Consider the following 10,613-nt stretch of genomic DNA (forward strand, 5'->3'; position numbering starts at 1 on the left):
GAGACTCCGAATCAGACCGGTGGGGAGATGAGGGGGGTGGTGGCGACGGCGAGCCGGGCGTACTGGGGGACGGCGTGCCCGTCGGGCAGCCGGAGGCCTGGCTGCCACGACGACTGGCCGCCGGGGCGGTACTCGTACCGTTGCCTGGAAGTGCTGTGGGTCTGGGGCTCGGGCTGGGCGGTGCGGGACGGGGAGGGGTCGCCCGCGGCCGGTCCGGCGGTCGGTCCGGTGGCCGGTGCGGGCGTGCTGCCATGCGCGTAGACGTGGCCATCCGCCGGATGGCCGGAGCCGACCATACCCATCGGGAGGGACAGCTGCCAGGGCGCCTGGCGGCGGGGAGCGGGTGGGTATCAGTGAGCCGCCGCCGGGCCTTCGCGCTGCCTCGCTCTCCCATGGGTGCGTCGCCTCCCTGACGACTCGTCATATCTGACACTTCGTCATGTTGCAATGAGGTGTCGATGGTCGATTTCGGTGTATCGGACAGCGAGGCGGCGCCCGACGCGGGCCGTGCCGCCCGGGACGATCCCGCCGAGCGCGAAACTCCCACACAATGGCGAATTACGTGCGCGTGAATTCTCGAATTCGACGGTCGGGCAAGGAGGTTGGCGGGCCGCGCGCTCGCGAAATTTGTACGGCAGAGACAAGAAATACGGTGGCAGCACTCATCGCAGTGACAAGAAGAAGAGATTCCCCGAACCCTTCGACAGCCTTGCATATCCACACCTTGACCGACCACCTACTCGCAAGTAGTTTACGCATCCGAAACGCGGAACTTTCCGCCCTTCACACACCCTCAGGCCCAAGTGTTCGCGCCAGTTCCGCACTGTCCGTACAACACGAGAGGTGGCTCATGGGAGCTTTGGAGAGAAAGGCCGGGGCGCGATCCGTGCTGGCCGCCGCCGCAGCCGGAGGCGTCGTCGCGGGGCTGCTCGGCTTCGCGGGCGCCGGTACCGCACAGGCGGACCCCGCAAAGCTTGTTCAGCAGTACGACTGTGTATTTCCGCTGATCAGCAATGACCCGATCGAGGCGACGATCACGGCCGACATTCCGAGCCAGATCGAGGCGGGAACGCCGTCGCCGGCGTTCGCGGTCAACGCGGCCACGAAGGTCAGCTCGCGCGCGGCGCAGGGGCTCGGGCTCGTCGGCGGCAAGACGCTGGAAGGAAAGGCGACGGCGAGTGTCACCGTCTACACACCGGACGGGCCGCTCTCCGGGATCGGTGTCGAGAACACGGTCGCGAAGACCAACATCCCCAGCCCACCGGCCGACTTCACCGTCAACGCCACGGGCAACGCCCCGTCCCTCACCTTCAACACACCCGGCGACGCGCGCATCGAGGTGGACGGCATCAACCTGCACGACATGATCGTGCGCGACGCCAACGGCAAGCCGATCCAACTGGTCACGGGCAAGGACACCTTCGACGCGCCCTGCACGCTGAAGTCGACGAACAAGATCCTGGCGGCCTTCAAGGTCGTACCGAAGAACCCCACGAACCCGACCAACCCGACCAACCCAACGAATCCCACCAACCCTACGAACCCAACCAACCCCACCAATCCGACCAACCCAACAAACCCCACGACCCCCACCAACCCGACCTCGCCTGGCGGTTCGACCGCTCAGCAGAACCTGAGTACGCAGGTCAAGGCCGTGGCCGGGACGCTCTCCATGAGCCAGCCCGGTGACAGCGTGGCCCTGTCCTCGGTGAACCAGGGTGTGGGCGGCGTCTCCAGCGGCAATCTGCAGACGGTCACCGTCAAGGACGCCCGCAACGGCGCCACCGGCTGGTCGCTCACCGGCAAGGTCAGCGACTTCACCGGTACGGCCGGTTCGATCGGCGCGGACAAGCTGAGCTGGAAGCCCGCCTGTGTGTCGGCGCCCGGCTCCAAGAGCAACTGCGTGGCGGGTTCCGAGGGCTCCGTCGGGACCGTCGGCGCGACGCTGGCCAGCGCTCCGGACGCGGCGGCGACCGGGGGCCAGTTCGCCGTGGACAGCGGTCTTTCCCTCAATATCCCCGCGACCGCGGCGGCGGGCGACTACAAGGCCGTGCTCACGCTGACCCTGACGTGAGTCACGCCCCCTCCTGGGCCGGTCGCGCACGGCGACCGGCCCCTCTCCCGTCCCCGACTCCCCTTCCACCGGCGGTGAGACACGTATGAGACAACCGCACGTGAGACACGCCTTCCTCGTCGTCCTCGGTCTGCTCGCGGTGTGCGCGTTCGCCGCGCTGCCCAGCGCCTCCGCGCGGGCCGCCGACAACGGGCGCTGGTCCGTCTTCCCGGTCGCACAGGGCGCGAAGAACGCGCAGCCCCGGGCGTACTTCCGTATGACGGCCGACCGGGGCGCGACCGTGCGCGACCAGGTGACGGTCAAGAACCTCGGCGCCCGCGAGACGACCTTCCAGCTGTACGGGACGGACGGCTACAACACCCCGCGCGACGGCGGATTCGCGGTGCGCGGCAGGAACGAGCGGATGAGCGGCGTCGGCGCGTGGACGCGGCTCGACCGCTCCGAGGTGACCATCGCGGCGGGCGGCGAGGTCACCGTCCCCTTCACCCTCACCGTGCCCAAGGACGCCGAACCGGGCGACCACCCGGGCGCGATCGTCGCCCTCGACCCCCACCTCGGCGCGTCGGGCGGCAACGGGGTCGCGGTCCAGCAGGCCGTCGGGGCCCGCGTCTATCTGAACGTCAACGGCGCACGCGTGCAGCGGCTGCGCATCGAGAACGTACGGTTCCGCTACACCGCCCCGCTCGTCCCCGGCGCGAAACGCGCGGCGACCATCTCGTACGCGCTGGTCAACAGCGGCAACGTGATGCTGTCACCGCAGGTGAGCCTGCGGGCGAAGGGGGCGTTCGGGCGTACGTCCTTCGAGCCGCCGGGGCGACGGCTGCCCGCCGAACTGCTGCCGGGCCAGCGCGTCGAGGTCACCCAGAAGTGGGTGAGCCCGCCGTTGCTGGACTGGGGCAACGTGGAGGTCACCGCCAGCGACACGGCCGGGAATCTGGTGGAGAGCGCGGAGGTCGAGTACGCGACGGTGAACTGGACGGTTGTGGCGTTGGCCGGGCTTGTGATGGTGGGGGGCGTGGTGTGGGTGGTGCTGCGGCGGCGGGGGGCTGGTCGAGCGGGCTGAGCGGCGTTGTGGGATGCCGATGCGGTTCCGCGCCCCCTTTTTTTTAGGGGCGCGGGGAACTGCGCGACCAGCCACAGACGGTCCGCAGCCGAATGTCCGCCCGTCCAGCGGAGCGATCAGTCGGCATCGCCCCGGATGCGGCGAGGCAGATAGTGCGCGGCCGCGATTCCCGCCGCGCCGAGCAGCCCCGCGCCGGTGAGCAGCGCGCCAACGGTGGTGACTCCGGTACCGGCGAGGCTGCCGTGACCACCACCCGGAGTGTCACCGGGACCGTTGACATGGGTGGTCAGGTCAGTGCCCCCGCTGCCACCACCCGTCGTGCCCGCGCCGGGCGCGGTGGGCGTACCCGTGGTGCCGGAGCTCGGGGTGCCGCCCGGGCCGGACGGGGTCGGGCCCGATGGGGTGGGGCCGGCCGTCGTGGTGGGGGTCGATGTGGGTCCCGAGGGCGTCGGTGAGGAGGGTGTCGGGCCCGTCGGGTCGGCGCCGGTGATGGTGAACCGGTGCAGTGTCTTGTTCTGGTCGGTCGGCTTGAGCGTGCACGGCGCCTCGAACACGTCGCCGAAGGGCGGGAGTTGAACGACCTTGCCCGCCGCGTCCCGGGCCGTGAGTTTCAGCGTGATGCTGTTGACGTCGATGGTGGCCGCCCCGGGCCGGCGGAACGAGAGCGAAGGGGCCGAGCCCGACGCCTTGACCTCGAAATCCTTCGGCGGGCTAGGCACATTGGCCTTTTCGACGGTGTTGTCGATGCCGACGTCGAGCTGTTCCCCGCCCGGCAGATTCACCGTGGCGCTCGCGGACGCGACCCCCTCCACGGTCTTCGCGCCCACCAGGCCCAGCCCCTGCGCCGCCCGCGCGCTCACCGTGGACAATGCGTCGATCTTTATCGCGCCCGTCTGTGTGTTGACCGGAATCGAGGCGGGCAGATCGGCGCTGATCGCGACCTTCAGCGAATCAGCCCCGATCAGCGGGAACTTGCACTCGTACGTCTGCGAAAGCTTCGCCTCCACGGCGACCGCGCGTCCCGTTCCGCAGGTCAGAAGCACGGCACCCGTGACACCGGCGACTCCCGCGACCACCAGCGCGGCGGAACCGCCGCGTACGCGTTTCACCCTCGTCCCGCATTCAGGAACTCCCATATCCCCGGGAACGTACTGAAGGGATGGAGGGCGGTCAACAGTCGTTGCGCGTAACGGCCGAATCGGGTCGGCAGGCCGGAAGGAATACGCACGCGGCGACGGAAAAAGACCGACTGATTCGTCCCACGATGCCAATTCCCCATTCCTTGCCGCTCGATGGAGAATTTGGCCTTGACCCCCACCTTACTCCCCAGTAGTTTCCCCAGCCGAAAGACGAGAGTATCGCTCCCGTTGCACCCGGGGGCCCCGCATCCGTTCGCGCCCGTACCACGCAACGCGAGAGGCAGCTCATGGGAATTCAGAGAAAGCGGTCCAGGAGGGCCCTGCCCACACTGGCCGTCGTCACCGCCACCGGCGTGGTCGCCGCCGTGGTGTCCGTCACCGCGACCGGGACCGCAACGGCCGTACCGGCCAAGCTGGTTCAGGACTACTCGTGCGTCTTCCCGCTGATCAACGCCGACCCGATAAAGATCACCATCACGGCGGACATCCCGGCCGAGATCCAGAAGGGCCAGGCGACCCCGGCCTTCGAGATCACCTCCGACACCCTGGTGAGCTCCCGCGCCGCACAGGGCCTCGGACTGGTCGGCGCGAAGACGCTGGAGGGCAAGGCGACCGCCGACGTCACGGTGAACACCCCGTCCGGACCGCTTTCCGGCATCAAGGTCGAGAACGACGTGGCCAAGGGCAACATCCCCAGCCCGCCGGCCGACTTCACCGTCGTCGCCACGGGGCACGCCCCCTCGCTCACCTTCGACCAGGTTGGCGACGGCAGCATCGACGTCAACAACATCTCCCTGCACGACATGATCGCGCGGGACGCCAACGGCAAGCCGGTTCAGCTGGTCACGGGCAAGGACACCTTCGACGCCGCCTGCACCCTGACGTCGACCGACAAGACCCTGCACCGCTTTAAGGTCGTGGACAACAACCCCACGAATCCAACCAACCCGACGAGCCCAACGAATCCAACCAACCCCACCAGCCCGACGAACCCAACGAGCCCGACCAACCCCACTAATCCCACAAACCCCACCAGTCCAACAAACCCTACGAACCCTACGAACCCAACCAGTCCCACCAACCCGACCAACCCAACCAACCCGACCAACCCCAACCCACCCATCCACCTCAGCTACGGCCTCACCGGCAGCTCCTCCATCAAGGCCGCCAACGGAACCGCGGCGCTCGGCGGGGGCATCGAGGCCGACTTCGACCTCGCGTCCGGCTCGTACAAGGCGGACCTGACGCTCGACCCGACCACCGGCAAGTTCTCGATCCTCGGCTTCCTCCCCGCGACCGCGAAGATCGAGTTCCAGCAGGTGGAACGGACGACCGGCACGCTCAGCACCGCAGGTGACCTCACCGCCAAGTCCCGTATGAACGTGAAGCTCCCCGAGATCGCGATCTTCGGCATCCCGCTGGGCGGCGGCGCGAACTGCGGGACCGGGACCCCTGCCAACATCAACCTGACATCGGACGGCAGGTTCGACCCGCTGGGCGGCGGCAAACTCAAGGGTGTGTACACCCTGCCCGCGCTCAAGAACTGCGGCGCGTTCAACGACATCCTGAGCGCGTTCACCGCCGGGCCCGGCAACGCCATCGACATGACGCTGGCCAAGAAGGGCTGACACAACCACAAGGCCTACGACGGACTGACCTGACCCGCCGCGTCGGATTCATCGGCCGGTTCCCGCGCCCCGGGCGTCGGGAGCCGGCCGCTCGTCGCCCTCCGCACGGCAAGCGCCGCCATCAGCCGCACCCGCAGCCCCACCACCCGCGCCCCCACCCCGCGCAGGAACCCCGTCGGCAGGAACACCAGGTCGGCCACGATCATCGAGAGCGAGAAGTACGGCAGGCCGAGCAGCAGCCCGATGCCGATGTGCTCGGCGAACAGGAGCGCCAGCAGGACGTTCTTGGCCCGCCGGTCCAGGACGCTGAACGGGAAGGCGACTTGGACCAGCACCGTCCCGTAAGTCAGCGCCAGAACGATCAGGGGGTGCGAGGTGAGGGCATGGGAGAGCGCGGGATACGGTTCCAGCCAGTCGAGCCCCGCCGACCAGTACACCGCCGTGCCGTCCTGCCAGGACGCACCCTGGATCTTGTACCAGCCGGCCGACGCGTACAGCAGGCAGACCTGGATCATCAGCATCAACACCGCGCCGTTGTGCAGCAGATGCCCGACGAGCTCCAGCGTGCGGCGCACATCCGAGCGCGCCCGCAGCCCGCGCCACACCGCCTGGCCCACCCAGCACCCCCACAGCAGCAACGCCCAGCCACCGGTGAGCTGAGCGGCGAGCGTGGCCCACGCGAGGACAAGGCCCCAGAGGGACCAGAGGATCACGCCCGTACGATCTTGCCGCCGCTCACGCCGCCGCGCATCCAGTGACCACACCTCACCGCATCGCGTGAAGGCCAAGTAGATCGCGGTGATACGGAAGATGGTGTCGCCCGCGTTCAGTACGTTCTCATTGCGGTGGTCGAGCGACAGGACGCTGATGACGAACAGCAGCGACGTCGTACGGGTGCGCCAGCCGACCAGCAGCGCCGCCGCGACCGCCGCCGAGAGCAGATAGAACACCTCGAACCACACCTGGCCGCCCGACCAGCGCAGCACACTGAAGGCATGGCTCTGATCCAGCGAGTGCTCGGCGAGCCGCCAACTCCAGGGGGCGTCCGGCCCCCACATCCGCTCGCGACGCGGGAACTCATGGACCAGGAGCAGCAGCCATACCCCACCCGTCCCGATCCGTACGGCCGCGCTCTGATACGCCCACATCCGCGCGTCACACGCCCGCGCCAGCACCCCGTCAAGCGTCAACTTCCCACGTACATACGTATGTTGTTCTGTCACAACGTACGCCCCTCCGCGAAGTCCTCCGCACCCACCAACCACCACGGATACGTCCGCACGACCGGAGCGGCGGCGGGTCCGCTCCGCTTCCACGGTGGCGGTGCGACGGTGGTGTCGGTCGAGCGGAACTGGATACGTACGACGTGCGCACCCTTCGGGGTCGCGGGCAGCCGGGACAGCGCGAGGCGCTTGAGGTACTGCTCGCTGTCGAGGCCGCGTAGGCCGATGGGCCGCTGTTCGGCGTCGTGCGAGGCGAGCAATGCGGCCCAGGCAGTGGCCAGTTGCTGCCGGATGCGGCTCGGCAGCGGGTTGCCGTGCAGCTCCGCGAGATCCTGGGCGGTCAGGTCCTGCCAGCCGCCGACACGGGTCGTACCGTCCGCCAACCGCAGCTCGACACGGGCGGCGACGGCCGTCGTGGTTCGGGTGATCTCCGGCGCGAAGAGCTGCCAGCTCTGGACGAACTCCGGCGCCATGTAGCTGTTGAGCCCGGTGCCGAGGGAGTCGGTGGCCGCGTTGTGCGGGGCGAGGTAGAGGAAGGTCGCGCCGGTGTGGACGAGGAGGCCCACGGCGACGGCGGCCGCCGCGACGAGGACGGCCGCGCGCTGCCCCCTCGACAGGGGGCCGGAGTCAGGAACCATCGCCCGCTCCCTGTGCCACGCTGTCGGCCGCCGCACACCCCGGACTCTCGTCGAACGCCGCCTTCAGCTTCGGATCCGCACGCAGATCGTCCGCCGGGCCCTTGTACGCGCCCACCGCGCGCAGCGACGTGCCCGCCGCGTCCAGGGCCGAGTTCAGCGACTCCTGGTCCGTGACCTTCGCGCGGGAGAGCGTGGCCGCCGCGTCCCCGACCGACGCACGGGCCTTGTCGAGATGGGCTAGGGCCTTCCCCAACGCGGCGGCTCCACCGTCCACCGGCGGCGCCCCGTCCTTGCCCATGGCCGTCCGCAGCGCCCCGAGCCGGTCGGAGAGCGCGGTGAGGAACGTGACCATCTGCCGCTGGGTCCGTACCGGCTGCGTCCGGTCCACCGTGGGTACGGCGAGCCGGGCACCGGTGTCCGTGAGGTGTTGGCAGACCCCGGCGGCCCAGTCCACCTCGGGCGGCGGCTGGGACGAGGATCCGCAGCCGGTGGCCATCAGGCCGACGGCCACCACCAGCGAGCCCAGTGCCGTACGTCGCAGAGCCACGTCTCTCACCGCTCCCGGCTGAAGGTGTCGATGGACGCGATCCGCCAGGTGCCGTCCCGGCGCACCGCATCGACCGCGAACATCGCGGCTGCGACCGTGGTGCCGCCGCCCTTGCCGGTCCGGGTGCTGCTCTGGTCGGCGAAGACCAAGGCCCGCGCCCGGTCTCCGTCGACGACCTCCACGCCGCTGTCGGTGACCGTCGTGGTGAGCACGAGCTTCTGCCGTGGTCCCTGCTCCCGGACGGGCGCGATCATCGCCCGGTACTGCTCGACGGCCGCACCGGTGAGTGCGGTCTTCGCCGCGGTCTCGCTTTTGGCCGGGTTCGTGTGGTCGTACGAGAAGATCCCCTGCACGGCTTCGTCGACAACACCCTTGACCTCGCTCGTACGGGCGGTGTCGGCCAGCGCCGTGTTGTGCCCGGCGGAGTCCGCCCGCCGGTCCGCGCCCTGGACGTACGCCACGAGGGAGAAGGCGGCAAGCGCCACGGTCAGTACGGCGAGCAGCAGCGGTCGCAGGAGCGGCCTGGCGGGTGCGGGGCGACGCTTGACGGGCAGGGGCCGACGCTCGACCGGCAGACGTGCGGCCGCCAGGCGGCGCTGCCGGTTGACGAGATGGCGAGTGGTCGACATCGGGGCCTCCGGGGTCAGCTGCCGCTGGGGGTGGACGGTGCCGTGGCGTCGCCGACCGGCGCCTGGCCGAGCCGGCTGAGCTTCCAGCCCTCCGAGGTACGGGTCAGCTCGCCCAGCATCCGGCTGTCCTTGGTGCTGCTCTTCTTGTCCGCCGTCACGACGGTGATCCGGATCGCGACCATCACCCGAGCCCGCCCGGCCCGTTCGTCGAGCTCGGTGACCGCCCCGGAGAGCACTTTGGCCGTGGTCGCCGTCTTGGCATCCCGGACCTGCTGCTCGAACTGCGTTCTGCTGCCCTTGAGTTCACTGAGCAGATCACCGGTGGCGGACTGCTCCCATACGTCGAGGCCGCGCGTCAGATCGCCGTAATCGAGGGTGTTCATGTTCTGTACGGCCTGCTCTCCCGCCTGGAGCGCCGCGTCGCGGGTACGCGCGAACGCGGCCTGCTCGTCGTGCGCCGACGCGTACCAGGAGCCGCCCGTCCAGACGGCGCACGCCATCGCCAACGCGGCCGCCAGGAGCGCGACCGCCGTGAGCGACGGCCGTCCGCGCGCCGCCATCGCCATACGTGCCATGGGAACCTCCCCACCCGCCCTATCGGGCCTTGATCGCGGTGATCCGCCAGTGCCCGCCGTCGAGTTCGGCGGTCACCGAGAGCTGCGCGGCGACCGTGGTGGCCTTCTGGCCGCGCCGCTCGCTGGTCTGGTCGAGGAAGAGCAGCAGCTCGGCGCGGGACGCGGTGAGCGCGCGCACCCCGGCCCGTGCGACACGCGTGGTGAGCGCCAACCGCTGTTCCCCGACACGCTGTTGCACCTGCGCGAACAGCCCGTCGTACTCCTTGGCCGCCTGCCCCGCCAGCAGCGAACGCGCGTCCTGACGGGTACGGGCGAGCGTCGCCGGGTCATACGTGAAGACCCGCCCCACGGCGGTGCTCACCTCATCCAGGACCTCGCTGGTGGCGGCGCCGTCGGTAAGCGCGCGGTTCGAGGCGGCCGGGGAATCCTTCAACTCCCGGTCCAGCAAGAGGAGTACGGCACTCACCGCCACCAGAGCCGCGATCAGCGACGGCAGCAGGAAGCGCCGCAGCCGCCTACGGAGGGCGACCGGTTCCTCGACGGCGGAAGCTGCCTCTTCAGTCGCTGTCATACGCCCCTCACCCCGCCCCCGGTGTAACCGTGACCGCAACCGCCGTCAGCGAGGTCAGCTTCCAGCCGCCGCCCGTCCGGACGAGTCCCGCCTCGAAGCGCTTGCGGTCGGTGGTCGGCGCGCCGGTACGCGGCCGGGCCTCGATGCGTACGGTCGCGATCAGGCGGGCGGTGCCCGCGCGGTCGTCGAGCTGAGTGACGGCGGCGTCGGTGACCTCGGCGCTTGTGGTGGCGCCCTGTTCCTTCAGTACGTCGGCGCCCTTGGCCCGGGTGCTCCGCAGCTCGTCCCGGAGCGGGCCGGTGGTCGCGTCGAGCCAGCCGTCGAGACCCTTGTCGACATCCCGGTCGTCGATCGAGTTCAGCCTGGCGACATACGTCCGCCCGACGGCCAGCACCGCGTCCCGGCTCTTGGCGTACGCCAGGTCGTCATCACCGCGCGCCCGTACGTACGTCCAGGCGGAGACACCGCACAGGGCGATGGCGAGCACCAGTCCGACCAGCACGATCGTCCGTCTTCGTGTCATTCG

At 69.7% G+C, this 10,613-nt stretch carries 12 protein-coding genes; 3 read left to right on the plus strand and 9 right to left on the minus strand.

Annotation, left to right across the window (positions count from 1 at the left end):
• Positions 1–11 precede the first annotated feature (11 nt).
• Entirely contained in the window at positions 12–302 is a 291-nt protein-coding gene (locus ACT1U9_RS02930; protein ID WP_444536780.1) for a hypothetical protein, read from the minus strand.
• A 548-nt stretch (positions 303–850) separates the two neighbouring features.
• Between ACT1U9_RS02930 and ACT1U9_RS02935 the strand changes: the two genes are divergently transcribed.
• Both ACT1U9_RS02935 and ACT1U9_RS02940 read left to right on the plus strand, forming a co-directional pair.
• Complete coding sequence (locus tag ACT1U9_RS02935) at positions 851–2,074, plus strand: DUF6801 domain-containing protein (RefSeq protein ID WP_444536781.1); 1,224 nt, start codon at positions 851–853, stop codon at positions 2,072–2,074.
• Between the two features lie 100 nt (positions 2,075–2,174).
• Positions 2,175–3,137 carry a COG1470 family protein gene (locus tag ACT1U9_RS02940; protein WP_444536782.1) on the plus strand — a complete coding sequence of 321 codons (963 nt, stop codon included), beginning with the start codon at positions 2,175–2,177 and terminating at the stop codon, positions 3,135–3,137.
• 116 nt (positions 3,138–3,253) lie between these two features.
• Here the strand turns inward: ACT1U9_RS02940 and ACT1U9_RS02945 are convergent, their stop codons facing one another.
• The gene (locus ACT1U9_RS02945; protein ID WP_444536783.1) at positions 3,254–4,246 is read right to left on the minus strand and encodes a DUF6801 domain-containing protein; all 993 of its coding nucleotides are present in this window, start codon (positions 4,244–4,246) and stop codon (positions 3,254–3,256) included.
• A 317-nt stretch (positions 4,247–4,563) separates the two neighbouring features.
• On the opposite strand from ACT1U9_RS02945, the gene ACT1U9_RS02950 reads away from it, so the two are divergent.
• Complete coding sequence (locus ACT1U9_RS02950) at positions 4,564–5,904, plus strand: DUF6801 domain-containing protein (RefSeq protein WP_444536784.1); 1,341 nt, start codon at positions 4,564–4,566, stop codon at positions 5,902–5,904.
• A gap of 14 nt (positions 5,905–5,918) precedes the next feature.
• On the opposite strand, the gene ACT1U9_RS02955 is transcribed toward ACT1U9_RS02950, so the two are convergent.
• From ACT1U9_RS02955 to ACT1U9_RS02985, 7 genes are read right to left on the minus strand one after another with little or no spacing between them, the layout of a single operon-like run.
• The gene (locus tag ACT1U9_RS02955; protein WP_444536785.1) at positions 5,919–7,127 is read right to left on the minus strand and encodes an HTTM domain-containing protein; all 1,209 of its coding nucleotides are present in this window, start codon (positions 7,125–7,127) and stop codon (positions 5,919–5,921) included.
• Positions 7,124–7,765 carry a DUF5819 family protein gene (locus ACT1U9_RS02960; protein ID WP_444536786.1) on the minus strand — a complete coding sequence of 214 codons (642 nt, stop codon included), beginning with the start codon at positions 7,763–7,765 and terminating at the stop codon, positions 7,124–7,126. Before ACT1U9_RS02960 ends, ACT1U9_RS02955 begins: the two co-directional genes overlap by 4 nt.
• A complete protein-coding gene (locus ACT1U9_RS02965) occupies positions 7,755–8,312 on the minus strand; it encodes a hypothetical protein (protein ID WP_444536787.1) in 558 nt (185 codons plus the stop codon). The genes ACT1U9_RS02960 and ACT1U9_RS02965 overlap by 11 nt, the downstream gene beginning before the upstream one ends.
• 5 nt (positions 8,313–8,317) lie before the next feature.
• Positions 8,318–8,941, minus strand: a complete 624-nt coding sequence (locus tag ACT1U9_RS02970) for a nuclear transport factor 2 family protein (RefSeq protein WP_444536788.1) — start codon at positions 8,939–8,941, stop codon at positions 8,318–8,320.
• 14 nt (positions 8,942–8,955) lie between these two features.
• Positions 8,956–9,516, minus strand: coding sequence for a hypothetical protein (locus tag ACT1U9_RS02975; RefSeq protein ID WP_444536789.1), 561 nt, complete (start codon positions 9,514–9,516; stop codon positions 8,956–8,958).
• A 19-nt stretch (positions 9,517–9,535) separates the two neighbouring features.
• Positions 9,536–10,087, minus strand: a complete 552-nt coding sequence (locus ACT1U9_RS02980; RefSeq protein ID WP_444536790.1) for a hypothetical protein — start codon at positions 10,085–10,087, stop codon at positions 9,536–9,538.
• 7 nt (positions 10,088–10,094) lie between these two features.
• Complete coding sequence (locus ACT1U9_RS02985) at positions 10,095–10,610, minus strand: hypothetical protein (RefSeq protein WP_444536791.1); 516 nt, start codon at positions 10,608–10,610, stop codon at positions 10,095–10,097.
• Positions 10,611–10,613: the final 3 nt, after the last annotated feature.

This window comes from Streptomyces sp. BR1 (assembly GCF_052373795.1).
GTDB lineage: Bacteria > Actinomycetota > Actinomycetes > Streptomycetales > Streptomycetaceae > Streptomyces.

Bases quoted from the DNA above. Each gene is read 5' to 3' on its own strand.
- ACT1U9_RS02930 (WP_444536780.1), bottom strand. From the start codon at position 302: ATGGGTATGGTCGGCTCCGGCCATCCGGCGGATGGCCACGTCTACGCG.
- ACT1U9_RS02935 (WP_444536781.1), top strand. From the start codon at position 851: ATGGGAGCTTTGGAGAGAAAGGCCGGGGCGCGATCCGTGCTGGCCGCC.
- ACT1U9_RS02950 (WP_444536784.1), top strand. From the start codon at position 4,564: ATGGGAATTCAGAGAAAGCGGTCCAGGAGGGCCCTGCCCACACTGGCC.
- ACT1U9_RS02960 (WP_444536786.1), bottom strand. From the start codon at position 7,765: ATGGTTCCTGACTCCGGCCCCCTGTCGAGGGGGCAGCGCGCGGCCGTC.
- ACT1U9_RS02970 (WP_444536788.1), bottom strand. From the start codon at position 8,941: ATGTCGACCACTCGCCATCTCGTCAACCGGCAGCGCCGCCTGGCGGCC.
- ACT1U9_RS02975 (WP_444536789.1), bottom strand. From the start codon at position 9,516: ATGGCACGTATGGCGATGGCGGCGCGCGGACGGCCGTCGCTCACGGCG.
- ACT1U9_RS02980 (WP_444536790.1), bottom strand. From the start codon at position 10,087: ATGACAGCGACTGAAGAGGCAGCTTCCGCCGTCGAGGAACCGGTCGCC.
- ACT1U9_RS02985 (WP_444536791.1), bottom strand. From the start codon at position 10,610: ATGACACGAAGACGGACGATCGTGCTGGTCGGACTGGTGCTCGCCATC.